The sequence below is a fragment of the Cronobacter muytjensii ATCC 51329 genome (assembly GCF_001277195.1).
GTDB classification, from domain to species: Bacteria; Pseudomonadota; Gammaproteobacteria; order Enterobacterales; family Enterobacteriaceae; genus Cronobacter; species Cronobacter muytjensii.
The window spans coordinates 3,382,895-3,406,779 of the sequence record NZ_CP012268.1 but is presented as its reverse complement, the minus strand read 5'-3'; the positions used below and the strand labels follow the sequence as shown (position 1 = coordinate 3,406,779).

The following is a 23,885-nucleotide window of genomic DNA, read 5'->3' as shown; positions in this document are numbered from 1 at the left end:
GCGGGATCACCCGCTCGCGTTAACCACCTTAATCGACACCATGCCGATGCCGAGACGGCGCGGCGAATGGCCGAGAATGTTCCCTTCGTTGGTGGACTGCGGATCCGGCGGCACAATGACCAGCGTATTGCTGCGCGTCGGATTGTCGAAATGCAGCGTGGTCGTCGATACTTCGTTGCCGAGCGTCAGCGTTTGCTGGCTGTCGCCCACTTTCACCGGCACCGGTTTTCCCGCGTTCGGGCCATAGGCTTTGGCGGTGATGACCAGAGCGAATTTCTCTGGCAGAGGCTTGCGATATTCGATTTTCACCTCCTCGCCAAGCTGCGCGTTGGACCAGCGCCCCCAGGACTCCGGGCGTGAAATGCCGGAGAACTGTTTGACCTCTTCCGGCGCGCCCGCCACGTTGAAGATAAAGCTGTCGGCCTGATAGCGGATGTCGTTATCCATCACTTTGAGCGTCTCCACGTTGCGCTGGTAGCGCGCAGTGTCGATGACCGTATCGCGAAACGCCGCTTTACCCTGCCATGTCGCTTTATCGACCCGCTGTACGCGCTGCTCGCCGCCAAGCTGGCCCTGCGAGACGCAGTAGTCGGTAGAGAGCGCCAGCTCCGGTGCCCACAGTCGCGCCATTTTGTAGCAGTTATCCACCCACAGGAAGTTATCGCGCGGGGCGAAGTCCGCCAGCTGAAAGCGCAATGGGGCGGAATATTCGCTCTCCGGTAGCGGCTCGATGCGCTTATCGGCCACACGCAGCAGCAGCGGCAGACGGAAATGGCTACCGGAGAACGCGATAGTCTGTTTTTGCGTATCGACAGTGAAATCGTTTATCGCCGACGGGAATTTCCACAGGCTGATGATATCGGGTTTCCACGCGAGCACTTTCGATTTCATGTTCAGGAAGACCGTCGAGAGCGACTGGCCGGAAAGGCTGCTGCGCCCGAGTCCGAGATAGTTATCGCCGCCAAGAATATCCAGCACCGTGGCGCCGTTATCCATTGTGTTACGCTTCACCGCGACCAGATCCTGCTGCGGCTGGTCGCCACGCAGAATAAAGAACAGATTATTGCGGTCCTGCTTGCTGAGATATTTATACGCGGTGTTGTTCATCGCCAGATGATCGGACGAGACCACGATGACGGTATTTTTAAAATAAGGCGAGGCTTTGATTTTATTAATCAGCGCCGCGATGTGCTCCTGGCTGCAACTTACCGCGCTAAAGGACTGGTTCGGTTTGCCGTCGAACAAATAGCTCTTGCGCTTGCAGGTGCGCGACACGAAACCGTCCGGGTGGTGCGTATCCACGGTGAGCGTAAAGAGCGAAAAGCGTTTGCCCGCTTTCGAGAGCGCTTCGTACTTTTTCCAGACCTCGTCCAGCACCGTATCGTCGTAAAAGCCCCAGTCGTTGCGGTAGGCCGGGTCCGCCACCACGCTTTTCAGCTCTTCAGCCCCGTAGAGATGATCGAAGCCGTGAGATTTCAGAAACACGTCTTTACCGGCGAAGCGCAGATTGGCGCCCTGAATAAAGTAGTTTTCATAGCCGGAGTTTTTCAGGATATCGCCCAGGCAGAGGTTCTGCGGGAAGAAGCTCGACATCGACGCGGAGGCGTTGCCCTCGAACGGCGCGAACAGCGGAATGCCGCACTGGGACGCGACCATGCCCGCGATGGTGTAGTCGGTGCCGGGAAGTTGTGCGGTATGGCTGAAATCAATACCTTCGTTTTTCAGCGCCCCAAGCTCCGGCGTCAGGTCCGCAAACGCCTGGTCGTCAAAATAGGTGCGCTCCAGGCTTTCGCCGTAGATATAGACCAGATTGAGCTGCGGATTATCGATACGCTTTTGCGGCTCTTTATAGTACGCCGCGAAATCCGGATCGCCCTCGGCGGTCTGGGATTTCACCAGCTCGGTTATCTGGCGAAACGCCGGACTGGCATCCACCGAGGCAAGCGCCAGCAGCAGCGCCGCAAAGCTATAGCCGAAGTGATACGGCAAGTGACGACGGCGGCGCAGGATCCAGGTGAGCAGCCCGAAGACCGCCAGCAGCGCCGCGGCAAGCCCGAGGCCCGGCAGAATGTATTTACTGACGCCCGCGCCGGTGAGGCTGTTGGTCAGCGTATAAAGCACCGCGTCGTTGATGCCGTCGCCGGTAAAATAGTTACTGGCGAGCAGCGTCAGGTTCAGAATAACGAACAGGCCTAACACCACCAGCGTCGCGATGAACCACCAGGTGTTACGGCCAGCCTTGAAGGCGTATATCGCCACCGAGGCGATAAATAACAGTACGGAAAGCCACTCTGACAACACCACATCCTCGCAGCGAAGGCGCCAGGCCCGTTGGGGTTAAACCGGTTTTTTTACGGTGAAATATAACTTTGCTGTCACATTCCTACAATTTTAGCGTCATCTTTCTGTGGATCAGTTCAGATAAGGTTTAGAAACGCGGTTTTTTGAACCCGGTCTCATCCCCTGTGGCGGGGCATGGCGTAACGCGCAGCGTAAAAAGAGGTGTTTATTAATGGACCGCTAGCGGAAGGGGTGAAAAGCAGCTTCTTTTATGAAAATTTTATTACAGAGCAGATTTAACCAGAAAAGGGCGCAATAAAAGCGAGACGGGAGGAGGGAGACCGGGGCGCTGCGCATATGCCCCGGTTGACGCGTTTAGTACTCTTTACCGGTGACGCGGCTGCGGTAGCTGTCCCAGTTGAAATTCACCCACAGGCTGTTGCCAAGCCGCATGCGATCCATAACGCGCTCGCCCAGCAGCTTGGTCATTTCATCCATGTTCTGGTTGGTCAGCATTCCGGTCGGCCGTTTCGATGACGAGCGGCGATCCACCAGCTGGTTGATGATCACTTTTTCGTAGCGCGATTCGCTCTGCATGCCGATCTCATCGATCACCAGCAGATCGACGCTGCTGAGATCTTTTAGCAACTGCTCTTCACTGGTTTCCCGGCTGCTGAACGTGTCTTTCATGGCGGACATGATATCGGCCACGGTAATGATCATCACCGATTTTCCGCGCAGCAGCAGTTCATTGCAGATGGCGGCGGCAAGGTGGTTTTTACCGGTGCCAGGTTTGCCGGCGAAGACAAAACTCGCGATATTGCCGTCGAATGCCTCGACATACTGTCGCGCTTTGTTAACGGCGTTCATCTGCCCGTCGTTTTCCACGCGGTAGTTATCAAAAGAACAGTTCTGGTGCAGCGGGCGAATGCCGGAGCGGTTAAACGTGCGCTGCATTTTCATCGCCCGGTTCTCGCGCTCGATAGCCTCCGAGCGAAGACGCCCCTGCTCCTGTTGCCAGGCGAGAAGCTCTTCGCCGGTTTTAAAGGCGGGCTTTACATCAGGCGGCATCAGCCGCTTCAGGCGCATCATCAGGTCAGTGACGTTTTTCATCGTTACCCCCGGAATCCGTCAGGAATCTGGTCGTCCGGCTGCGGGATAGCGTTCACGTCGCGCCGCGCGGAAGACGTAAAAGTGGCGCGGTTCATCTGAATGCTGCGCGCCAGCTTTTGCTGCCACTGGATATGGTGAAAGACTTTTCCTTCCGCCTGCCAGTAGGCGACGAATGAGGCCAGCTCTTCGCTGGTGACCGGCTGCGACAGTGGAATGCCCCACAGCGCGGCCATTCGCTGGAACTCCGGATCGGGCTGCCAGCCCGGATACATGGCGAATTTACCCATCGGCACCGGTATGGGCTGGGCGACATCGTTCCCTTCGTCAAATAACTGCGCTTCCAGCGCGACATCGGAGCGGGGCGCGGCCAGCTGTTTTTCCAGGGCCAGCAGTTCCGCCATGCGCGCCGGCGTGACGGCATAAAATGCGGGCGCATTGTTATCAAACACCGCCACGGCCCCACGTTCGGCATGCGCCAGCGCGCCGCCGGGATTGCGCCGGAAGGCGTCAATATCAACGACATCAGGGGTCAGGATTCTGGAAGACATAAAACGTTCTCAATCAAAGCGTTATCAGACACTGGCGAATAAATGGCCAGCAGAGGCGATAATTCCTTCATAGTAGCATAACCCGGGGCGAGGTTTGAGCTTATTGGCGCGCGGACGGACGGGTAAAAAAAGAGCGCGCCATGACATCTGGCGCGCTCCGGGTCCCCTGGTGAGGGCAGTTTCGTTTTTTATTTTAAGCTTCCCCGTTGGCGGGGATAGCGTCAGGCAATAATGTTCAGCGTTACGTCGATGTTGCCGCGAGTCGCGTTAGAGTACGGGCAGACGATATGCGCCGCATCGACCAGTTTCTGCGCTTCTGCCGCGTCCATCCCCGGCAGGTGAATATTCAGTTTCGCTTCGATGCCAAAACCGGTCGGCAGCGGGCCGATCCCTACTTCGCCTTCGATAAACGCGTCTTTCGGCATGGTGATTTTGTCGCGAGCGGAGACAAATTTCATCGCGCCCAGGAAGCAGGCGGAGTAGCCTGCGGCAAAGAGCTGTTCCGGGTTAGTGACGTCGCCGCCCATGCCGCCCATCTCTTTCGGTACGCCCAGTTTCACGTCAAGCACGCCGTCAGAAGAGGTGGCGCGGCCGTCACGGCCTCCGGTGGCTTTTGCTTTGGCGCGGTAGATAACATTTTCTAAAGACATGCAATATTCCTTTTTGAGTTTTAGACGATTTAATCGTGCGCTACTTATATTTTGCATAAACACCGTTTAAGAGCGACGCTTATGGCTGATGCAGGTTATCGCGTAAATTTTCCAGCTGCGCTTTAAGGCTCATCAGGGTTTCTCTGTCGCACGCGGTAGCGCAGAGCACTGACCCCGGAATGCCGTGAGCCTCGGCCTTTAACGCCCGGCCTGCGTCGGTGAGGGTGACGATCACTTGTCTCTCATCCTGACGCGAGCGCTGACGCATCAGCAGACCTGCGGTTTCCATCCGCTTTAACAGCGGCGTGAGCGTGGCGGAATCGAGATACAACCGCTCGCCGATTTCAGACACGGTTATGTCGTCTTGCTGCCACAGCACCATCATCACCAGATACTGCGGGTAAGTCAGGCCGAGCGGCGTCAGCAACTGGCGATAAATTTTATGCAGCGCCAGGTTTGCCGAGTAGAGCGCGAAGCAGAGCTGGTTATCTAAACTCAGCGAGAGGCCCGTGCTTTGTTGTTCTTTTGTTTTCATGTTTTCAATATAAATAGTGCACGATTTAATTGCAAGTGAACTTCTGGCTGTTGCTGCAATAGCTGTCCCTTTACACCCGGGGCCGTTTACGATAAAGCCACAGTCCCGGCAGCGACAGCCCAATCGACAGCGCGCCGACGGTAGACGCCGCCTTGAGAAAATGCGTCACCAGCGAGACCATTAACGGATCGCTGTAGCCGAAATGGCTGATTTTCACTGCCGAGATCATCGCCGAATAGGCGGAGATGCCGGGAAACATGGGGATCACCGCCGCGACGGTAAAGACTTTCGGGTGCGCGAGATACCAGCGCGACCACTGGATACCGATGCAGCCCACCAGCATCGCGGCGAGAAATGTTCCCCACTCGATATTCAACCCAAGCATTGTCATTACGGTACGCGAGCCGTGACCGACCGCGCCCAGCAGCGCGCACCAGAGCAGCGCGCGGCGCGGGACGTTAAAGACCATCGCAAAGCCCGCCGCCGGAATCGCCGAGAGCAGCATATCTTCCAGAACCAGCGTAATAATACGAATTACATCCATCCCCGCAGCCCCCATAACGCCATGGCCATAATCACGCCGATGCAGGTCGCGAGCGTCAACAGGCTCGCCATCGCCCAGCGGGCGAGGCCGGTATTCACATGGCCTTTAAACATGTCCGCCACGGCATTGATAAGCGGAAACCCCGGCACCAACAGCAGGACGCTGGCGGCCATCGCCACGGCGGAAGTGCTGGCGAACGGCGGCAATGCAAGCAGCAGACCGGAGACTGTCGTTGCCATAAATGCGGTCAGGCAGAAGTTAATTTGTGGATGCAGATGGCGCTGCGTCAGCGTCTGGCGGACATACATCGCGAGCGTGCTGGCGATAAACGTCACCAGCGCGCCGTCCCAGCCGCCTTTATTCATTTTGCAAAAACAGGCGCAGGAGAGCCCCACCATTAACACCACCTGCCAGCGCGGATAACGCAGGGGCTTGAGTTGCGAGAAGCGTTTTTCGACATCGTCGCGACCGAGCAGCTTATGCTCGGCCATAATGACGATATGCTGCACTTCGGTCACCATATGCATATTGATGCCGCGATCGATGTTTTTTCGCGTGGTGGTAAGGCAGTGGTGATCTTTAATCGTGGTCAGCACAATCGCGTTGGCGGAAATCGAGCTTTCCACGCTGTCCATGCCCAGCGCGACGCCAAGCCGTGACGTCAGCTCATCTATCAGCGCGCTTTCCGCGCCGTGCTGCAATAAGTAAAGCCCGCACTGAATACACAAACGGGTGACGTCCCGCTGCGCTAAAGCATCCGCTTCCATATACATTCCTGGTGAAAGAGGGCGTCGACGCGCCAGAAGTGTCCATTATTAACATGCGTCGTGAAACGCAGCCGTGGGGACAGATCAAGCTTGCTGCATTTTTCATTGCGCTTAAGCGCTGTGCGCCTTCGCGTGCTGCACGCGGCGACGCAGCGGCGTCGTATTAATTATCCATATATAGATAAATAAAAAAGACGTCGCGCGGTGCGATAAAGCTTATTTATTATGTAAAGCCGTAATGTCTATAAATAGACATTTTTTATCTTTTTACGATGAGAATATCCTTTAATTTTGCGCGGCGTATTTTTAGCTTTTTTTGTCGTTGACAGTAAAATAAAGGGTTCATAGAATGCCGACGTTTACCCGGACAGGAAATTCTTTCTGTCTATTTATATACACCATCTGCTTTTGCTGTCTGCGCTATTGTTTTTTCTTTTTAAGTTTTTTAATGGTTTTTTACATTATTCCATAAGTGAGTTTTAAAAAATATGTTTGGCCGGAAGGATATAACCGGAGGAAATATGTTACCAGGACGTTGCAAACAAGGCATTATCATTAGCCAAATCCCTGTCATGCATACCGGGCTGGAGGTCATTATGCGCCGCCATTTCCCGGAGACGGAACTGTACCATTATAAAAGCAGCGCCGAGATGTCGCTGCCGCTGCTGAATCCGGTCGATATGGTGCTGGCGGAGCTGCCCTGCGCGCCCGATGACGCGCGCCGCGAGTGCGAGGCGTACTATTCGCTGGTGGCACAGGCACCTGGCGTGCACTGGATTTTTCTCGTTCCCGCTGCCACGTTCAGCCTGGCGGTGCAGTTACTGATGCGCCCGGAAACTACGCTGCTGTCTACGGCGGAGTCGGTGAATGGTGTCGTCAACGCGGTGCGGCTTGGCCGCGAAAAAGCCGAGCGCGTCAGCCAGATGTTAGTCACGCCGCGCCAGCCGCAGGAGAGCGAGCCTGCCTCAACGGTCATGCTGACCTCGTCAGAGAGACAGGTATTACGCCTGCTCGGCAAAGGCTGGGGAATAAATCAAATCGCCCAGATGCTGAAAAAAAGCAATAAGACGATCAGTGCGCAGAAAAACAGCGCCATGCGGCGCTTATCGTTGCGCGGAAATGCAGAAATGTATGCATGGATCAGCAGCCTGCAGGGATTAAAAGAATTAAATTTGATTTCATTACATAAGGAACAGGCCGAATGGAACACGGAGTCGAAAAACGAAGCATTGCGCTAATTGAAAAATGCGTAATGAGCGGTGAAGGAATACGTTCGCTGTTGAAGGGCCATCATTCGATATCATGCCGTCTGGAAATATTTGTCGATCACCATGCCTTTATTCAGACGCTGGGAAACCGGCATTTTTCTGTCGTTATCTTCTCACTTGATGGTACGCGTGAGCACCGGCGTGATTGTCTGCAATTCGTCAGCGAAATGGCGAAAGCCTTTCCGCGTATGAAACGCATCGTGATGGTGAATAACGTCAATGAGGCGAAACTGATAAGCCAGCTCTCACCGACGCCGTTGCAGGGAATTATCGATAAATCGGAAACGCTGGCGCGTTTTACCGATGAGCTGATGTCTGCGATGAATGATTCGGCCCGCGTCAGTGAGTCGCCAAATAAAGTCTGGTACGCAAGCCAGGGATCGCGGCTGCTGAGCCCGACCGAGCGGATTATTCTGCGTTACCTGACGGACGGTTATTCGGTGTCGCAAATTGCCTGCCATCTCGAGCGCAACATTAAAACCATTCGTGCGCATAAGTTTAACGCGATGCTGAAGCTCGGGGTGCATACGGATGCCGGCTTGCTGAACGCGGCGGATATTCTCAGACACCGGGCAGGCTTGTTCTGAGCCTGCGGCGGCGGCGCGTTTGGGGAGGTAACGTAACGACGTAGCACGCGAGCCAGGCCGTTACGCTAAAGGCTTACAGGCAGACATCCACCCATTGCGCCTGCGTCAGTTCCGCCAGACGACTCGGCGAAATACGTACCGCGCTGTGAATGGCGCCTGCGGCAGGGAGCACTTCGTCATACTGGCGCAGCGAAACGTCACAATAGACCGCCAGCGCATTTTCCAGCCCAAACGGGCAGACGCCGCCGACCGGATGACCGGTCCAGGTCACCACTTCGTCGCTGCTGAGCATGCGCGCTTTGGCGCCGAACGTGGTTTTCAGCTTTTTGTTATCAAGACGCGCGTCGCCCTTAGCGACAACCAGAATCACCTGATCTTTCACTTTTAGCGAAAGCGTTTTGGCTATCTGACCGGGCTCAACCTGATGAGCGGCGGCAGCCAGAGCGACGGTAGCGGTGCTTTGGTTCAGTTCGATGATTTCAATATCGGGGGCGTTTTCGACAAAAAATTGCCGCACGGATTCCAGACTCATTTATTTCTCCTGAAAATAGCTGTCCTAATCTGGCATACAGGGCCATGTTTTGTAAATTATCTGAAAAGGGCTTTCCGGCGGCTATCCGGTGTTTTCTGGATCTCCTTCACAATCAAAGAAACCGGTTACTGTAACCGGTTGCAGAGCCTCTCAGGCGGATTAATACTGGTTACGTAACCTCCCTCTGTAACCAATAATAAGAGCCGTCTATGAAACCTTATTTTCTCAGTTACGCCGCTGGCAAGGCGGTAAGCCACCGTTGCAGCCCGGATGATTTCACTGCGCAGGAAGCAGAGCGACATACCCGGTTACGGTTTTCAGTTCAATGGATTATGGGATGATGCGCGACGGCCACTCGCCGCGTATTCACGTTGATTGCCTGACAGGAGAACCGCCATGTCTGCCAACCATGCTGCATTTAATGTGATTTTTCGCTTTGTTGAAAATTATGTCAGCCCGATAGCTTCCCGCATTTCCGCGCAACGTCACGTGATGGCGATCCGCGACGGTTTTATCTCTGCCATGCCGTTTATGATTGTCGGCTCTTTTTTGCTGGTGTTCGCCTATCCGCCGTTTTCGCCGGATACCACGCTCGGCTTTGCCCGCGCGTGGCTGGATATGGCAAAACAGTTCGAAGGGCAGATCCTCACCCCGTTTGATATGACGATGGGGATTATGTCGATTTATATCTGCGCCGCCATCGCCTATAACCTCGGCAAACATTATGTGAAGTCGCATCAGCTGGACCCGTTCATGTGCGCCATGCTGTCGCTGATGGCGTTTCTGCTGGTGGCTGCGCCGAAAACTAAAGGCACGCTGCCGGTAGACAGCCTGGGGGGCACCGGGATTTTCACGGCGATTCTGGTGGCGATTTACTGCGTGGAGATGATGCGTTTTCTGAAGGCGCATAACATCGGCATCCGTTTACCGGACCAGGTGCCGCCGATGATTAAAAACTCGTTCGACCTGTTAATCCCGGTGCTGGTAGTGGTACTCACTCTCTACCCACTGAGCCTGCTGATTCAGTCGCAATTCGACATGCTGATCCCGCAGGCGATTATGTCAGTTTTCAAGCCGCTGGTGTCCGCTGCGGATTCGCTACCGGCGATTCTGCTGGCAGTGCTGATTGGCCATCTGCTCTGGTTTGCGGGCATTCATGGCGCGGCGATTGTTTCAGGAATGCTGCAGATGTTCTGGCTGACGAATCTTGGGCTTAACCAGACCGCGCTGGCGCAAAGCGCGCCGCTGCCGCACATCTTTATGGAAGCATTCTGGACGTTCTTTATTGTTATCGGCGGCTCCGGCGCGACGATGGGGCTGGTGTTCTGCTATCTGCGTAGCCGTTCTGCGCATCTGCGCTCGATAGGCCGCCTGAGCGTAGTGCCAAGCCTTTTTAACATCAACGAGCCGGTGATTTTCGGCACGCCTATCGTAATGAACCCGGTGTTCTTTATTCCGTTCCTGATGGCCCCGATGGTGAATGCGGTGCTCGCCTGGGCGGCGATGAAGTTCGATTTGATTGGACGCGTGATTTCCGTTGTGCCGTGGACTGCGCCGGCGCCGGTTGGCGCCGCCTGGGCGCTGGGCTGGGATTTCCGGGCCGCGCTGTTGGTCATTGTGCTGGCGGTCGTCTCGGCCATCATTTACTTCCCGTTCTTTAAAGTCTACGAGAAGCAACTGCTGGCTCAGGAAGCGGAAGAGGCGCTGAAAGAGGGGCAGGGGGCTGGCGAACAGGCCGCCTGATAACAAAACGGCGGGGAAACCCGCCGTTCACTATTTCAGGGTGCAGTCGCCACATTGCTGCACGTCGGGCAGCTTGTAGCGCTGACAGCAAGTGCGACGCACCAGCAATCCTTCACGCAGAACAACGGTGCGGAACAGCGGATTTTCCTGGCCGTTCAGCAATGTTTTTTCGAAAAAGCAGCTCTGGCGCAGCGCGCTCACGGTCTCTTCGCCGAGCCAGTCGCGCCATTCGCCGAAGCACCAGTTAATTAAATAACCGGTGTTGCTCCAGATAAGCTTGCCGTTGATATCACCAGAGGCTTCCAGCGCTTCGACGACCGGCGTCATCACGTCCACTAACAGCTTCTCCAGCCGCTCGCGCGCTGAAAGGGCGCTGGCGCGGCAGTCTTCTTCCACCGTCACATAGAAGCAGGCCGCGCGGCCCGTTTCATGAAATTCCACTGCGATATTGTCATCGCTGATATCCAGCGCCTGTGGTTGCGTCAGCAGCGCCAGCATCAGCGGCGGCACGAGCAGGCCGAGATACCACTGCGCCCAGAGCGATTTCAGCGGCTTATTTTCACGCGCGACAGGGGGAGCGTTGCGATAGATGTGATCGGAATAGAGCGCCATTAACGAGGCGAGCGCAGCAGGCTGCGACCATTCGCTGAAGGTCAGCGCCGTGGCGGGCGGGGTGTCGTCCAGCTTCATGATGTCGTGAAAATGCGCGCGGTGCGTCGTAAACGCTTCACGCAGGCGAACCGCGAGCGTCGAAGACGGACGATGCAGCGGAGCGCGCCAGATAAGTTCATCAACAGAATGAAGAGAGCGATAAGCCATAGCGTAGTCTGAATAGCAAATCTAAATGATAATGATTGCCAATCCTAACTATAGGCGGAAACGATAGCAAGCGGTTTGACCATAAAAACGACGCGTCTGGCGTGGCGGCATAAATCTCAGGCGGCGCGCCGGGCCTCATAATACAGAATGTGGTTACGGCCTTTGTTTTTCGCGGCGTAGAGCGCCTCATCGGCGCAGCGTAGCGCGTCGTCAATATTACCGCTTTCCAGCGGGGCGATGCCGATGGAAAGCGTCACGTTAGTCGCCACGCTTTCATTGAAAATATGTGGAATACGCAGATCGAAAACCCGCTGGCGAATACGCTCGGCTGTCATTCGCGCGCTTTGTTCATCGGCGTGGGTCAACAACACCATAAACTCTTCGCCACCGTAGCGGGTGACTATATCCCGCGAACGTACACAATCACGGATCGCCGCCGACACGCGTGTCAGCGCCTGATCGCCCATCATATGGCCGTAGTGATCGTTATAAGCTTTAAAATGGTCGATATCCATCAGCAGCACAAACTGCTGCCCCGCGTCCGGCGGCAGGTTAGCCAGGCGGTTCTGAAAACCGCGGCGGTTACAGAGACCGGTAAGCGGGTCCATCATGCTCAGGTCGGTTAATGTGGCTTTTTCTTCTATTAGCCGCTGCATCATCTGGCGCGCAAAAATATCGCTGCGTCGGGCGATCAGATGCTGAATAACCAGCCCAATTAACGGTAGCGTCAGCGTGTACCCAAATAGCGCCGGATGCTGGCCTTTATCCAGCAACAGGATCGTGGCGGTAATGGGCAGACAAAAACGGCTGAATGCGGCAAGCATATTTATAAATGAAAGCGTGGCGATAAACAGCGCGCCGAGCAGAGTAATAAGCAGACAGGTGCCGTCGTGAAAAACGCACCACGGGCTTTTCAACGCGATATTCCACGACCAGAGCGCGCCTGCCAGGAGCGCCGTCAGGTTGATGGCTTTCAGGCTGAAGGCGCGGAACTGCGCGCGCAACAGCAGCGCGCCGCTTAGCGCAATCACGCTTAACGCAGGCCAGGGAATATGCGGATAGTCATAAAGCGGATCCACGAGATTAAACAGCGCGGAAAACAGATTAAGAAACAGAAAGAGTTTCAGGGAGAGCTGATATTTTTCTTCCGTCAGGGCTCGCCAGTTATTTGCAGTCATATCCGTTGGTGACTTATTTAGCGCTATCAGGTTTTTATAAAAGCCAGATAAAGGATGGGCTCATTGTGCCTTGTTACTGAGAATGAGAATTTTCTTAAGCATGGCGGACAATTTATCACCTTCACCCCGTTATGTCATTACCTCTTAACTAAAGTAAAGCGCCGCTAAATTGATTTTCGCTGACAAATAAGAATTTTTATCATATGATATTGGTTATCATTATCGATACAAGAGGCGAAACGATGTTGTACAGACGACTGGAAAGTGGTTGGGCCGTCCTTTTGCCGGGCGCGCTGGTAGCGATGCTGGCGTGGAGTGAGCTGAATTGGGCGCAGTGGCGGGTCATCATTGTGCTGGCGCTGCTGACGACGGTCGGTATGCTTTACCATCCCCGTCTGCGGCATTTTGTTCTGCTGCCGTCATGCATCGCTTTCGCCAGCGGTTTAATGCTGATCGTATCGCATCTGCACATGGCGCTGAATTAACGCAAGAGGGTGGCACTGGATACAGAAAACAGGGGAATAAAAGATAAGACAGGAAGCACCGAAGAATAAGAAGCGATAAAAGAAGTGGTGCGAGGGGGGGGACTTGAACCCCCACGTCCGAAGGACACTAACACCTGAAGCTAGCGCGTCTACCAATTCCGCCACCTTCGCACTGTCTCTTTTATCGTATCGCCATCGCATTGGTGCGAGGGGGGGGACTTGAACCCCCACGTCCGAAGGACACTAACACCTGAAGCTAGCGCGTCTACCAATTCCGCCACCTTCGCGCAGTGCGAGCGATACTTTCTTGCGTGGTTTTTGGTGCGAGGGGGGGGACTTGAACCCCCACGTCCGAAGGACACTAACACCTGAAGCTAGCGCGTCTACCAATTCCGCCACCTTCGCATACCAGCAATACCGGGAAGTATTGCAACCACGGAGGCGCATTCTAGATGTTTTCTGGACTTCGTCAATACTTAATTGCATGCCGCTTTTCTGAATGGTGCAAAAAGCGGCATTTCGCGCATGAATACCGTTAACGCTTCGCGTTGCGGCCCATCACGGCGCGGTAGACTTTGAAGCGTCCGGTCTGCGCCAGAACTTCATGGTTGCCAAAGGTTTCATCCAGTACATTCGGATACGGCAGGAACGCGTTCGCCACGATCCGCAGCTCGCCGCCGATGTTCAGGTGGCGCACGGCGCTGCGGATCAGCGTCTGCGCGGCTTCAAAATTAGTCTCCATCCCGTCATGGAACGGCGGGTTAGAGATAATCATGTCGAAGCGGCCTGTGATTTCCGAGAAGACGTTACTGGCGACCACTTCGCCTTCAAAGCCGTTCGCGGCAAGCGTCGCGCGGCTCGCTTCCACCGCTGGCGCGCTCACATCGCACAGGGTCAGACGCACTTTCGGCGAGTGGCTCGCCAGCACGGCCGCCAGCACGCCTGCGCCGCAGCCGACATCCAGCACTTTGCCTTTGGTATGCGGCGAGAGGGTGGAGAGCAGCAGATCGCTGCCGACATCCAGCCCGTCGCGGCTGAAAACGCCGGGCAGCGTTTTGATAGTCAGCCCGTCAACGTCATATTCGTTCCACCAGCCGTCAGGATTGAACGCGGGTTGTTTTTCGAGACGACCATGATAGAGGCCGCAGCGGCGCGCGCTGTCGATTTTGTTCAGCGGGCAGTACTCTGCGAGCATCGCTTCGGCGCTGCGCACGCCGCTGCGGTTTTCGCCCACCACGAAAATATCGGTGCCCACTGGCAGCAGCGACAGCAGGTTCATCAGCTGGAACTGCGCTTCGGGTTTGTTTTTGGGCCAGTAGTAGATAAGCGTATCGCTGTCCGCCACGATCTCGGCGTCGGCCACCAGACCGTAGCGCGCGTTATCGCCCATCGGCTTGCTCAGCACCTGCCAGTGGTGGAACTGCTGCGTATGCGCGCGGCTTTGCGCGGTGTCAAAACGCGCAGGCAGGTCATCCTGCATATCGCCGGCAAACAGAACGCGGCTTTCGGTAAAATCATCACTGTGGCGCAGCAGAACTTCGCTTGCCGGGGAAAAACCAGACATGAAACACTCCTTCGGAAACTTGAGGGGCGATTATAGTGGTTTGTTGGCGCATGTTCGACGGATTTGCTATATTTGCGCCCCTTCGGCACTGATTCAGGCATCCCTATGACATCCCGACGAGACTGGCGATTACAGCAACTGGGCATTACCCAGTGGGTATTGCGTCGCCCCGCCGCGCTGCTGGGTGAGATAGCTATCGTGCTGCCTTCTCATATCCGCCTGGTGATGGTGGCCGCCGAGCCGCCGCCGCTCAGCCTGCCGTTCATTCAGGATGTGCTGCGCGCGCTGGCGCTCGATGCCGATCAGGTGATGCAGTTAACCCCCGACCGCGTGGCGATGCTACACGATGCCCACTGCAATAGCTGGTGTTTGGGCGTGGACGCGGCGCCTGAGCTGCCCGGTGTCCGGCTGGTAACGCCGGGCCTGGAAACGCTACAGCGCAGCGGCGCGGCGCGCGCCGATCTCTGGCAACAAATTTGCGAGCATGAAGATGATTTCCTTACTCCAGCCCGCTGATCTGGCGGCGGCTTTCGCCATTGAACAGCGCGCTCACGCCTTTCCGTGGAACGAGAAGACGTTCGCCAGCAATCAGGGCGAGCGCTATCTGAACCTGCGGCTCGACGTGGACGGCGCGATGGCGGCGTTCGCGATAACGCAGGTCGTGCTGGATGAAGCCACGCTGTTTAATATCGCGGTCGACCCGGCGTTTCAGCGTCGTGGTCTGGGCCGGGCGCTGCTGGAGCATCTTATCGAGGCGCTTGAAGCGCGCGACGTGCTGACGCTCTGGCTGGAGGTTCGCGCGTCTAACCACGCGGCGCGCGCGTTATATGAAAGCCTGGGCTTTAACGAGGCGACGATTCGCCGCAACTATTATCCGACGCCCGACGGACGCGAAGACGCCATCATCATGGCGTTGCCGCTGGGTTAATTATCAATAAAGGTGACGTAATGAAGTGGGACTGGATTCTTTTTGACGCTGACGAAACGCTGTTTACTTTCGACGCCTTTGGCGGCCTGCAGCGCATGTTCCTGGACTACAGCGTGACCTTTACCGAGCAGGATTACCACGACTACCAGGCGGTCAATAAACCGCTGTGGGTCGACTACCAGAACGGCGCCATCAGCGCGCTGCAGCTCCAGCATCAGCGTTTTCAGGGATGGTCTGAACGTCTGAGCGTGCCGGCAGGCGATCTGAACAGCGCGTTTTTAAACGCGATGGCGGAGATCTGCGCGCCGCTGCCGGGGGCGGCCTCTTTGCTGGCATTCCTGAAAGGCAAAGTGAAGCTTGGCATCATCACCAATGGCTTTACGGCGCTCCAGCAGATCCGTCTTGAGCGCACCGGATTTCGGGACTATTTTGACTTACTGGTTATCTCAGAGCAGGTCGGCGTCGCGAAACCCGCGCCGGAAATCTTCGACTACGCCCTCGCGAAAATGGGTAATCCCGACCGCTCGCGCGTGTTGATGGTAGGCGATACCGCGGAATCCGATATTCTCGGCGGCATCAATGCGGGACTGGCGACCTGTTGGCTGAACAGCCACGGCCGCACGCTGCCAGAAGATATCGCCCCGACCTGGCAGGTCACCTCGTTAAGCGAACTGGAGCAATTGCTGTGTAAACAATGATTGTCTGACCCTTTCGGATGGGTAAAATAGCCGCATTTTTCGCTCACTCGCCGCGTGGCGCCTGCCCGCGCGCTTACACAGAAGATTTTGATTATGACGTTGTCTCCTTATTTGCAAGAGGTGGCTAAGCGCCGCACCTTCGCGATTATCTCGCACCCGGACGCCGGTAAAACGACGATCACCGAAAAGGTACTGCTGTTCGGACAGGCGATTCAGGTCGCCGGGACGGTAAAAGGCCGCGGCTCCAGCCAGCACGCGAAATCGGACTGGATGGAGATGGAAAAGCAGCGTGGTATTTCTATTACCACCTCCGTGATGCAGTTCCCTTACCATGATTGTCTCGTCAACCTGCTGGACACCCCCGGCCACGAAGACTTCTCGGAAGATACCTACCGTACGCTGACGGCGGTGGACTGCTGCCTGATGGTTATCGACGCCGCGAAAGGCGTTGAGGATCGCACGCGTAAGCTGATGGAAGTCACCCGTCTGCGCGACACGCCGATCCTGACCTTTATGAACAAACTCGACCGCGACATCCGTGATCCGATGGAGTTGCTGGATGAAGTGGAAAGCGAGCTGCGGATCGCCTGCGCGCCGATCACCTGGCCGATTGGCTGCGGCAAACTGTTCAAAGGCGTTTATCACCTTTATAACGACGAAACCTACCTCTATCAGACCGGTCAGGGCCACACCATTCAGGAAGTGCGCATTGTTAAAGGTCTGGACAACCCGGAGCTGGATCAGGCGGTGGGTGAGGAGCTGGCCGCGCAGCTGCGTGACGAGCTGGAGCTGGTGAAAGGCGCGTCGCACGAATTCGACAAAGAACTGTTCCTGAACGGCGAACTGACGCCGGTGTTCTTCGGGACCGCGCTCGGCAACTTCGGCGTCGATCATATGCTGGATGGTCTGGTGGAGTGGGCGCCTGCGCCGATGCCGCGTCAGACCGACGGCCGCGTGGTCGAGGCGAGCGAAGAGAAATTCTCCGGCTTCGTGTTTAAGATCCAGGCCAATATGGACCCGAAACACCGTGACCGCGTGGCGTTTATGCGCGTGGTGTCCGGTAAATATGAAAAGGGCATGAAGCTGCGCCAGGTGCGTACCGGGAAAGATGTCGTCATCTCCGACGCGCTGACCTTTATGGCGGGCGACCGCTCGCATGTCGAAGAGGCGTATCCGGGCGACATTATCGGCCTGCATAACCACGGCACTATTCAGATTGGCGACACCTTTACCCAGGGTGAATCCATGAAGTTTACGGGTATCCCGAACTTTGCCCCGGAACTGTTCCGCCGCATCCGCCTGAAAGACCCGCTCAAGCAGAAACAACTGCTCAAAGGGCTGGTGCAGCTCTCGGAAGAGGGCGCGGTGCAGGTGTTCCGCCCGCTCTCCAACAACGATCTGATCGTGGGCGCGGTGGGTGTGCTCCAGTTTGACGTGGTCATGTCGCGTCTGAAGACCGAGTACAGCGTTGAGGCGATTTACGAATCGGTTAACGTATCAACGGCCCGCTGGGTAGAGTGCGACGACGTGAAGAAATTCGAAGAGTTCAAGCGTAAGAACGAGATCCAGCTGGCGCTGGACGGCGGCGATAACCTTACCTACATCGCGCCGACCATGGTCAACCTCAATCTGACGCAAGAGCGTTACCCGGATGTGACCTTCCGGAAAACGCGCGAGCACTAATCCCTTTCAGGACGCGGCAAAGCCGCGTCCTGCCTCGCGTTACCGCCCTTTCTCCGCGATGCGGAATGTTCTTAAATTCCTGCTTTCCCTGCTGTTTTGGCGTTTTTTCCCGCCGCTGCCCAGGCGTTTTTGCGAACGTGATCTATATTTAACAATGTGATGACGCTGTCGTCGGGATGAAATGCCGTTAAGTGCTTCCAACCCGGTGATTCATCATCATAAACGTTATTATTGCCATATTAATAACTGAGTTTTCGCAACGTAACGGCTGAGTGTCTGACTAACCCTCTGAACATGCCTTGCCGGTACGGCGCGACTAACTCATCAGCAGCGCGAAAGCCTGCTGTTAGGAAAAGCCGCTGATGTGGCGGCTTGCGGCTCAAATTCTGAGCAAACCACAGGAACGAATCGATGAACAAGACTAAGATTTCAAAAACTCTGCTGGCTGTTGTGTTGGGTTCTGTCATGGCGTCCTCTTCTGCGTTCGCAGAAAACTCCGCCGTTGAAAGCACCAAATCCACCGCGGATAGTGCAGGGCAAAAAATCGATAGCTCTATGAATAAAGTCGGTAACTTCATGGACGACAGCGCCATCACCGCCAAAGTGAAAGCCGCGCTGGTAGATGACGAAAAGATTAAGAGCACCGACATCTCTGTGAAAACCGAGAAAAGCGTAGTGACGCTGAGCGGCTTTGTTGAAAGCCAGGCCCAGGCCGAGGAAGCGGTGAAAATCGCCAAAGGCATTGAGGGCGTCGCTTCCGTAAGCGACAAGCTGCACGTACGCGACGGTAAAGATCAGTCGGTGAAAGGTTATGCGGGCGACGCGGCCACCACCAGCGAAATCAAAGCGAAACTGCTGGCGGATGAAATCGTGCCTTCGCGTAACGTGAAAGTCGAAACCACCGACGGTGTGGTGCAGCTTTCCGGTACCGTCGAGTCTGAAAAACAGTCTCAGCGCGCCGAAAGCATCGCAAAAGCGGTTGATGGCGTGAAAAGCGTCAAAAACGATTTAAAAGTGAAGTCGTAACAGGCAAACCGCTCTCCCGGCTACGGCCGGGAGGAATGGTAAGCAACAACAGCTGGATAACACCGCCAGTGGACGCTGCGTTCATTAAGAAGCGGTATAAAGATTAACTATGGTAAAGGAGAGTCTTATGTTTCGTTGGGGCATTATCTTTCTGGTTATCGCGTTGATTGCGGCCGCTCTGGGCTTTGGTGGCCTGGCAGGTACCGCAGCAGGCGCAGCGAAAATCGTATTCGTCGTTGGTATTATTCTGTTCCTGGTTAGCCTTTTTATGGGCCGTCGACGCCCGTAGTGTGATAAAAAGATAACTGACAGACGGCAAAGCCAGTCCCTGTGACTGGCTTTGCTCGTTTAGGGCATCGGACACGTTCGCGCGGCGCGCGACGAATTAAAACAGGAAAGCAGGGTGGGGCAACGTATTCCCGTAACGCCAGGCAACATAGCGCCTCTGGCGGTGAAACCGTTTCGTCCCGGCAAGCTGGCAATTGTCTGCGAAGGGGGCGGCCAGCGCGGGATCTTTACAGCTGGCGTGCTGGATGAATTCATGCGTGCGCAGTTCAACCCGTTCGATTTCTTCCTCGGTACGTCAGCCGGGGCGCAGAACCTCTCGGCTTATGTCTGTAACCAGCCCGGTTATGCCCGGCGCGTCATCACCCGCTTTACTACCTCACGTGATTTCTTCGACCCGGTGCGCTTCGTGCGCGGCGGCAACCTTATCGATCTCGACTGGCTGACCGAAGCCACCTCTGCCCGCATGCCGCTTGAAATGGGCAACGCGATGCGGCTCTTTGACGCCGGCAAGGCATTCTATATGTGCGCCTGCCGCCGCGATGACTACTCGCCGGGCTATTTCGCGCCGCAGGAACATAACTGGCTCGATATTATTCGTGCGTCCAGCGCTATACCAGGTTTTTACCGCCCAGGCGTAGCTCTCGACGGCATCAACTATTTTGACGGCGGCGTCAGCGACGCCATCCCGGTGCGGGAGGCGGCGCGCCTCGGCGCCACGACGCTGGTGGTTATCCGCACCGTGCCGTCGCAGATGTATTACACCCCACAATGGTTCAAACGCATGGAGCGCTGGCTCACCGACAGCAGTCTTCAGCCGCTGCTGAACCTGGTGCAGCATCATGAGACGACCTATCGCGCGATTCAGGAATTTATCGAAAAGCCGCCCGGCAAGCTGCGCATTTTTGAGATCTCTCCGCCTCGCGCCTTGACCAGTATGGCGCTCGGCAGCCGCCTGCCTGCGCTGATGGGGGATTACAAGCTGGGCCGCCTGTGCGGGCGCTATTTCCTGGCCACCGTCGGCAGGCTGCTGGTGAGTCAGCCGCCGCTGCGCCGCTACCGCACGCCGCCTGTGGTGCCGGTCGCTGTACCGAACGAGACGACGGCCGCTGCGCCTGCTGAAATCCTGGTGCCTGTCGCGCCGGAGGCAACGATTGTCGTGCCGCCTGCGACCGTCGCGAATGACGCGCTCGACGCCCCGCTGGTCAAAACCGAACAGGCCAACGACGCGACGTTTAACGATGAGGATCTGGCATGACGCGACGCTTTATCGATACCCACTGCCATTTCGATTTCCCGCCCTTTACCGGCGCAGAAGCGGCGAGTCTCGCGCAGGCCGCCGGGGCGGGTGTCGAACAGATCATCGTGCCCGCGATTGAAGCCGCGCGTTTTGCGACCGTGCTTGAGCTGGCTGCGCGCTACCCGGCGCTGTGGGCAGCGATCGGCCTGCATCCGATTGTTATCAGCAACCATAACGACGCGAGCCTGGCGTTGCTTGAGCATCATCTGCAACAGCAGGCGGATAAACTGGTGGCGATAGGCGAAATCGGGCTCGATCTCTATATGGACAACCCGCTTTTCGAACGCCAGGAGGCGATCCTCGACGCCCAGTTACGGCTCGCGAAGCGCTATGAACTGCCGGTTATCCTGCATTCACGCCGCACCCACGATAAACTCGCGATGCATTTAAAGCGCCACGCGCTGCCCTGTACCGGCGTGGTACACGGCTTCGCGGGCAGTCTGCAACAGGCGCAGCGCTTTATCGAGCTCGGCTATCGCATCGGCGTGGGTGGCACCATCACCTATCCACGCGCGCAGAAAACCCGCGACGTCATGGCGAAACTGCCGCTTTCCTCACTCCTTCTGGAAACTGACGCGCCAGATATGCCGCTGAACGGCTGGCAGGGAGAGCCAAACCGGCCTGAGCGCGTTAACGGCGTGTTTGATGTTCTGTGCGAGCTGCGCCCCGAGCCACCTGATGTTATCGCCCATGCCATTCTTGAAAACACCCGCACGCTCTTCCCGCGCCTCAAAATGTGACCGCCGGTCCACGGTTGTTTAAAAAAGCGTAAAACGTCTGGATTTACGTGGATTCTCTGTCGTTAAATCGCCCCGCCTGCGCGCGCGGGACAATCATAATTCACTCATTACACAGGGATACTGTATGCAAATACTGATGGGGCTGGTGGGGATGCTGGCGCTGCTGGCGATAGCAGTCGCGCTTTCCAGTAACCGTAAAGCGATAAATCTGCGCACCGTGGTGGGGGCCTGGCTGATTCAGGTCGCCATCGGTGCGCTGGTGCTCTATGTACCGGCGGGCCGCCGGGTACTGCTGGCGATGTCCGAAGGCGTGGCGAACGTAATCGCTTACGGCAATAACGGCATCTCGTTTTTATTTGGCGGCCTGGTGTCAGACAAAATGTTCGAGGTGTTCGGCGGCGGCGGGTTTATCTTCGCGCTGCGCGTGCTGCCGGTCATTGTCTTTTTCTCCTCGCTGATCGCGGTGCTCTACTATCTCGGCATTATGCAACTGGTGATCCGCCTGCTGGGCGGCGCGCTGCGTAAAGTGCTGAAAACCTCCCGTACCGAATCGCTTTCGGCCACTGCCAATATTTTCGTCGGCCAGACCGAAGCGCCGCTGGTGGTGCGTCCTTATATCGCCACCATGACCCGTTCTGAGCTTTTCGCGGTGATGTGCGGCGGGCTGGCGTCAGTGGCGGGCTCGGTGCTGGCAGGTTACGCGCAGATGGGCGTGCCGCTGGAATACCTTATCGCCGCCTCCTTTATGGCGGCGCCCGGCGGTCTGCTGTTTGCGAAAATCATTATTCCGGAAACCGAAAAGCCCAACGACGCGCCGCATCTGGAAAGCGCGCAACACGATCCGGATCGTCCGTCGAACGTGCTGGATGCCGCGGCGTCTGGCGCATCCGCCGGGATGCAGCTGGCGCTGAACGTCGGCGCGATGCTGCTGGCGTTTGTGGCGCTGATTGCGCTACTGAACGGTATGCTCTCCGGCATTGGCGGCTGGTTTAACCATCCGGAACTGTCGTTGCAGCTTATCCTGGGCTGGGTATTCTCGCCGGTGGCGTGGCTGATTGGCGTGCCGTGGGACGAGGCGATGGTGGCGGGGTCCTTTATCGGCCAGAAGCTTATCATCAACGAATTCGTGGCCTACATGAACTTCGGCGAATACCTGAAAGAGGATGCAACCGTGGCGGCTGCCGGTCTTCAGGTACTCTCGGCGCACACCAAAGCGATTATCTCTTTCGCGCTCTGCGGATTTGCTAACCTTTCTTCTATCGCCATCCTGATTGGCGGGCTGGGCAGCATGGCGCCGAGTCGTCGCCATGACGTCGCGCAGCTCGGGCTGAAGGCCGTCGCCGCCGGTACGCTCTCGAATCTGATGAGCGCGACCATCGCTGGTGTGTTTCTGGCGCTGTAACCCGGTGTGAAAATGTTATAATTTTCACATTTTTTGTGACCTTCAGGCTGGCAGTGCGCCAGCCTTTTTTGTTTCCGGGGCGGGCATCAGGCTGTCATAATGTTGTGTTAATCACATATAATGGCTGAAAGTATGCAACCATTACTTTGTAATTTGTGAAACAAGACACAAAATCATCCCGCCTGGGAGTGTTAGAATTTTAACATTGATGGCAATGATGTGCGGTGAGACGGATCTCAGCGTGACGGCGGTCGACGCCGCTCTTCTTCATGGACCACGACCGCTCCAACGTGTTGAGTTTCTCATCCGAGATGCATTTTTTTGTTGGAGAAAGTTATGACCGATTTAACCAAAAGCAGCCTGCGTGCGCTGCAACTGATGGACCTCACCACCCTGAATGACGACGACACCAATGAGAAAGTCATCGCATTGTGTCATCAGGCGAAAACCCCGGTCGGCAACACCGCCGCAATCTGTATTTATCCGCGCTTCATCCCGATTGCCCGCAAAACGCTGAACGCGCAGGGCACGCCGGATATCCGTATCGCCACGGTCACCAACTTCCCGCATGGCAATGATGATATTGACATCGCGCTTGCGGAAACCCGCGCGGCTATCGCCTACGGTGCAGATGAAGTGGACGTCGTTTTCCCGTATCGCGCGCTGATGGCGGGCAACGAGCAGGTCGGTTTTGATCTCGTGAAAGCCTGTAAAGACGCCTGCGCGGCGGCTAACGTGCTGCTGAAAGTCATCATCGAAACCGGCGAACTGAAAGAAGAAGCGCTGATTCGCAAAGCCTCTGAAATCTCTATCAAAGCCGGCGCAGACTTTATCAAAACCTCTACCGGTAAAGTGCCGGTTAACGCGACCCCTGAAAGCGCGCGCATTATGCTGGAAGTGATCCGCGATATGGGTGTGGCGAAAACCGTTGGCTTTAAACCGGCAGGCGGCGTACGCACCGCGGAAGACGCGGCGAAATACCTGGCGGTTGCCGACGAACTGCTGGGCGCTGACTGGGCCGATGCGCGTCACTACCGCTTCGGCGCTTCAAGCCTGCTGGCAAGCCTTTTACAGGCGCTCGGCCACGGCGACGGCAAAAGCGCCAGCAGCTATTAATCCGCCTTGTGCCTGATAGTGCTTTGCTATCCGGACTCAGGATTGTAATGCGGGCGGTCCTCACGCTGCCCGCCATTATTCACCCTAATTCACG

General features: G+C 56.3%; 25 protein-coding genes and 3 tRNA genes. 14 read left to right on the top strand and 14 right to left on the bottom strand.

What is annotated here, in order from left to right:
• Positions 1-6: 6 nt before the first annotated feature.
• The 7 genes from opgB to AFK63_RS15600 form a co-directional block, all read right to left on the bottom strand.
• The gene (gene opgB, locus AFK63_RS15630; RefSeq protein ID WP_038865186.1) at positions 7-2,298 is read right to left on the bottom strand and encodes a phosphatidylglycerol--membrane-oligosaccharide glycerophosphotransferase; all 2,292 of its coding nucleotides are present in this window, start codon (positions 2,296-2,298) and stop codon (positions 7-9) included.
• Between the two features lie 357 nt (positions 2,299-2,655).
• Positions 2,656-3,393, bottom strand: a complete 738-nt coding sequence (dnaC, locus tag AFK63_RS15625; protein WP_038865184.1) for a DNA replication protein DnaC — start codon at positions 3,391-3,393, stop codon at positions 2,656-2,658.
• A gap of 2 nt (positions 3,394-3,395) precedes the next feature.
• Positions 3,396-3,941: a primosomal protein DnaT gene (dnaT, locus tag AFK63_RS15620; protein WP_038865183.1), complete on the bottom strand. Its 546-nt coding sequence runs from the start codon at positions 3,939-3,941 to the stop codon at positions 3,396-3,398.
• Between the two features lie 221 nt (positions 3,942-4,162).
• Positions 4,163-4,591, bottom strand: a complete 429-nt coding sequence (locus AFK63_RS15615) for an organic hydroperoxide resistance protein (RefSeq protein WP_038865181.1) — start codon at positions 4,589-4,591, stop codon at positions 4,163-4,165.
• Between the two features lie 79 nt (positions 4,592-4,670).
• Positions 4,671-5,126 carry a MarR family winged helix-turn-helix transcriptional regulator gene (locus tag AFK63_RS15610; protein WP_038865172.1) on the bottom strand — a complete coding sequence of 152 codons (456 nt, stop codon included), beginning with the start codon at positions 5,124-5,126 and terminating at the stop codon, positions 4,671-4,673.
• A gap of 70 nt (positions 5,127-5,196) precedes the next feature.
• A complete protein-coding gene (locus AFK63_RS15605) occupies positions 5,197-5,670 on the bottom strand; it encodes a threonine/serine exporter (protein WP_038865168.1) in 474 nt (157 codons plus the stop codon).
• A complete protein-coding gene (locus AFK63_RS15600; RefSeq protein WP_038865165.1) occupies positions 5,661-6,437 on the bottom strand; it encodes a threonine/serine exporter family protein in 777 nt (258 codons plus the stop codon). Before AFK63_RS15600 ends, AFK63_RS15605 begins: the two co-directional genes overlap by 10 nt.
• Before the next feature lie 521 nt (positions 6,438-6,958).
• Between AFK63_RS15600 and AFK63_RS15595 the strand changes: the two genes are divergently transcribed.
• On the top strand, positions 6,959-7,675 hold the full coding sequence (locus AFK63_RS15595; RefSeq protein WP_201764742.1) for a helix-turn-helix transcriptional regulator: 717 nt from the start codon (positions 6,959-6,961) through the stop codon (positions 7,673-7,675).
• A complete protein-coding gene (gene bglJ / locus AFK63_RS15590; RefSeq protein WP_038865163.1) occupies positions 7,639-8,292 on the top strand; it encodes a DNA-binding transcriptional activator BglJ in 654 nt (217 codons plus the stop codon). Before AFK63_RS15595 ends, bglJ begins: the two co-directional genes overlap by 37 nt.
• 73 nt (positions 8,293-8,365) lie before the next feature.
• Here bglJ and AFK63_RS15585 read toward each other — a convergent pair whose 3' ends face one another.
• Complete coding sequence (locus tag AFK63_RS15585; RefSeq protein ID WP_038865153.1) at positions 8,366-8,824, bottom strand: YbaK/EbsC family protein; 459 nt, start codon at positions 8,822-8,824, stop codon at positions 8,366-8,368.
• 396 nt (positions 8,825-9,220) lie between these two features.
• Between AFK63_RS15585 and AFK63_RS15580 the strand changes: the two genes are divergently transcribed.
• A complete protein-coding gene (locus tag AFK63_RS15580) occupies positions 9,221-10,567 on the top strand; it encodes a PTS sugar transporter subunit IIC (protein WP_038865150.1) in 1,347 nt (448 codons plus the stop codon).
• A 30-nt stretch (positions 10,568-10,597) separates the two neighbouring features.
• Here AFK63_RS15580 and fhuF read toward each other — a convergent pair whose 3' ends face one another.
• Both fhuF and AFK63_RS15570 read right to left on the bottom strand, forming a co-directional pair.
• Complete coding sequence (fhuF, locus tag AFK63_RS15575) at positions 10,598-11,386, bottom strand: siderophore-iron reductase FhuF (RefSeq protein ID WP_038865148.1); 789 nt, start codon at positions 11,384-11,386, stop codon at positions 10,598-10,600.
• A 116-nt stretch (positions 11,387-11,502) separates the two neighbouring features.
• Positions 11,503-12,564: a GGDEF domain-containing protein gene (locus AFK63_RS15570; protein ID WP_038865144.1), complete on the bottom strand. Its 1,062-nt coding sequence runs from the start codon at positions 12,562-12,564 to the stop codon at positions 11,503-11,505.
• Between the two features lie 203 nt (positions 12,565-12,767).
• Here AFK63_RS15570 and AFK63_RS15565 point away from each other — a divergent pair, with 203 nt between their 5' ends.
• Positions 12,768-13,049, top strand: a complete 282-nt coding sequence (locus tag AFK63_RS15565) for a DUF1435 domain-containing protein (protein WP_038865141.1) — start codon at positions 12,768-12,770, stop codon at positions 13,047-13,049.
• Positions 13,050-13,134: 85 nt separating this feature from the next.
• Here the strand turns inward: AFK63_RS15565 and AFK63_RS15560 are convergent.
• The 4 genes from AFK63_RS15560 to rsmC all read right to left on the bottom strand — a co-directional run bounded on the left by AFK63_RS15560 (position 13,135) and on the right by rsmC (position 14,613).
• Positions 13,135-13,220: transfer RNA gene (locus AFK63_RS15560), tRNA-Leu, on the bottom strand.
• Positions 13,221-13,250: 30 nt separating this feature from the next.
• Positions 13,251-13,336: transfer RNA gene (locus tag AFK63_RS15555), tRNA-Leu, on the bottom strand.
• Between the two features lie 32 nt (positions 13,337-13,368).
• A tRNA-Leu gene (locus tag AFK63_RS15550) sits at positions 13,369-13,454 on the bottom strand.
• A 130-nt stretch (positions 13,455-13,584) separates the two neighbouring features.
• A complete protein-coding gene (rsmC, locus tag AFK63_RS15545; RefSeq protein ID WP_038865138.1) occupies positions 13,585-14,613 on the bottom strand; it encodes a 16S rRNA (guanine(1207)-N(2))-methyltransferase RsmC in 1,029 nt (342 codons plus the stop codon).
• A gap of 105 nt (positions 14,614-14,718) precedes the next feature.
• Here rsmC and AFK63_RS15540 point away from each other — a divergent pair, with 105 nt between their 5' ends.
• The 10 genes from AFK63_RS15540 (at position 14,719) to deoC (ending at position 23,791) form a co-directional block, all read left to right on the top strand.
• The gene (locus AFK63_RS15540) at positions 14,719-15,129 is read left to right on the top strand and encodes a DNA polymerase III subunit psi (RefSeq protein WP_038865134.1); all 411 of its coding nucleotides are present in this window, start codon (positions 14,719-14,721) and stop codon (positions 15,127-15,129) included.
• The gene (gene rimI, locus AFK63_RS15535; RefSeq protein WP_038865131.1) at positions 15,098-15,541 is read left to right on the top strand and encodes a ribosomal protein S18-alanine N-acetyltransferase; all 444 of its coding nucleotides are present in this window, start codon (positions 15,098-15,100) and stop codon (positions 15,539-15,541) included. Before AFK63_RS15540 ends, rimI begins: the two co-directional genes overlap by 32 nt.
• Before the next feature lie 20 nt (positions 15,542-15,561).
• Positions 15,562-16,239 (top strand): pyrimidine 5'-nucleotidase, encoded by a 678-nt coding sequence (gene yjjG, locus AFK63_RS15530; RefSeq protein WP_038865128.1) that lies wholly within the window; start codon positions 15,562-15,564, stop codon positions 16,237-16,239.
• Between the two features lie 93 nt (positions 16,240-16,332).
• Positions 16,333-17,922, top strand: coding sequence for a peptide chain release factor 3 (gene prfC, locus AFK63_RS15525; protein ID WP_038865126.1), 1,590 nt, complete (start codon positions 16,333-16,335; stop codon positions 17,920-17,922).
• Between the two features lie 411 nt (positions 17,923-18,333).
• Positions 18,334-18,948 (top strand): molecular chaperone OsmY, encoded by a 615-nt coding sequence (gene osmY, locus AFK63_RS15520; RefSeq protein WP_038865123.1) that lies wholly within the window; start codon positions 18,334-18,336, stop codon positions 18,946-18,948.
• Between the two features lie 127 nt (positions 18,949-19,075).
• Positions 19,076-19,237, top strand: coding sequence for a DUF1328 domain-containing protein (locus AFK63_RS20690; RefSeq protein WP_002437547.1), 162 nt, complete (start codon positions 19,076-19,078; stop codon positions 19,235-19,237).
• A 114-nt stretch (positions 19,238-19,351) separates the two neighbouring features.
• Entirely contained in the window at positions 19,352-20,491 is a 1,140-nt protein-coding gene (locus AFK63_RS15515) for a patatin-like phospholipase family protein (RefSeq protein WP_038865119.1), read from the top strand.
• The gene (locus tag AFK63_RS15510; RefSeq protein ID WP_038865117.1) at positions 20,488-21,273 is read left to right on the top strand and encodes a TatD family hydrolase; all 786 of its coding nucleotides are present in this window, start codon (positions 20,488-20,490) and stop codon (positions 21,271-21,273) included. The genes AFK63_RS15515 and AFK63_RS15510 overlap by 4 nt, the downstream gene beginning before the upstream one ends.
• A 124-nt stretch (positions 21,274-21,397) precedes the next feature.
• Positions 21,398-22,675, top strand: coding sequence for a NupC/NupG family nucleoside CNT transporter (locus AFK63_RS15505; protein ID WP_038865115.1), 1,278 nt, complete (start codon positions 21,398-21,400; stop codon positions 22,673-22,675).
• Between the two features lie 336 nt (positions 22,676-23,011).
• Positions 23,012-23,791, top strand: a complete 780-nt coding sequence (gene deoC, locus AFK63_RS15500) for a deoxyribose-phosphate aldolase (RefSeq protein WP_038865113.1) — start codon at positions 23,012-23,014, stop codon at positions 23,789-23,791.
• Positions 23,792-23,885: the final 94 nt, after the last annotated feature.

Coding starts and splice junctions, on each gene's coding strand:
- dnaC (WP_038865184.1), bottom strand. CDS start 3,393: ATGAAAAACGTCACTGACCTGATGATGCGCCTGAAGCGGCTGATGCCG.
- dnaT (WP_038865183.1), bottom strand. CDS start 3,941: ATGTCTTCCAGAATCCTGACCCCTGATGTCGTTGATATTGACGCCTTC.
- AFK63_RS15615 (WP_038865181.1), bottom strand. CDS start 4,591: ATGTCTTTAGAAAATGTTATCTACCGCGCCAAAGCAAAAGCCACCGGA.
- AFK63_RS15610 (WP_038865172.1), bottom strand. CDS start 5,126: ATGAAAACAAAAGAACAACAAAGCACGGGCCTCTCGCTGAGTTTAGAT.
- AFK63_RS15605 (WP_038865168.1), bottom strand. CDS start 5,670: ATGGATGTAATTCGTATTATTACGCTGGTTCTGGAAGATATGCTGCTC.
- AFK63_RS15600 (WP_038865165.1), bottom strand. CDS start 6,437: ATGGAAGCGGATGCTTTAGCGCAGCGGGACGTCACCCGTTTGTGTATT.
- AFK63_RS15595 (WP_201764742.1), top strand. CDS start 6,959: ATGTTACCAGGACGTTGCAAACAAGGCATTATCATTAGCCAAATCCCT.
- bglJ (WP_038865163.1), top strand. CDS start 7,639: ATGGAACACGGAGTCGAAAAACGAAGCATTGCGCTAATTGAAAAATGC.
- AFK63_RS15585 (WP_038865153.1), bottom strand. CDS start 8,824: ATGAGTCTGGAATCCGTGCGGCAATTTTTTGTCGAAAACGCCCCCGAT.
- AFK63_RS15580 (WP_038865150.1), top strand. CDS start 9,221: ATGTCTGCCAACCATGCTGCATTTAATGTGATTTTTCGCTTTGTTGAA.
- fhuF (WP_038865148.1), bottom strand. CDS start 11,386: ATGGCTTATCGCTCTCTTCATTCTGTTGATGAACTTATCTGGCGCGCT.
- AFK63_RS15570 (WP_038865144.1), bottom strand. CDS start 12,564: ATGACTGCAAATAACTGGCGAGCCCTGACGGAAGAAAAATATCAGCTC.
- AFK63_RS15565 (WP_038865141.1), top strand. CDS start 12,768: ATGATATTGGTTATCATTATCGATACAAGAGGCGAAACGATGTTGTAC.
- rsmC (WP_038865138.1), bottom strand. CDS start 14,613: ATGTCTGGTTTTTCCCCGGCAAGCGAAGTTCTGCTGCGCCACAGTGAT.
- AFK63_RS15540 (WP_038865134.1), top strand. CDS start 14,719: ATGACATCCCGACGAGACTGGCGATTACAGCAACTGGGCATTACCCAG.
- rimI (WP_038865131.1), top strand. CDS start 15,098: ATGAAGATGATTTCCTTACTCCAGCCCGCTGATCTGGCGGCGGCTTTC.
- yjjG (WP_038865128.1), top strand. CDS start 15,562: ATGAAGTGGGACTGGATTCTTTTTGACGCTGACGAAACGCTGTTTACT.
- prfC (WP_038865126.1), top strand. CDS start 16,333: ATGACGTTGTCTCCTTATTTGCAAGAGGTGGCTAAGCGCCGCACCTTC.
- osmY (WP_038865123.1), top strand. CDS start 18,334: ATGAACAAGACTAAGATTTCAAAAACTCTGCTGGCTGTTGTGTTGGGT.
- AFK63_RS20690 (WP_002437547.1), top strand. CDS start 19,076: ATGTTTCGTTGGGGCATTATCTTTCTGGTTATCGCGTTGATTGCGGCC.
- AFK63_RS15510 (WP_038865117.1), top strand. CDS start 20,488: ATGACGCGACGCTTTATCGATACCCACTGCCATTTCGATTTCCCGCCC.
- AFK63_RS15505 (WP_038865115.1), top strand. CDS start 21,398: ATGCAAATACTGATGGGGCTGGTGGGGATGCTGGCGCTGCTGGCGATA.
- deoC (WP_038865113.1), top strand. CDS start 23,012: ATGACCGATTTAACCAAAAGCAGCCTGCGTGCGCTGCAACTGATGGAC.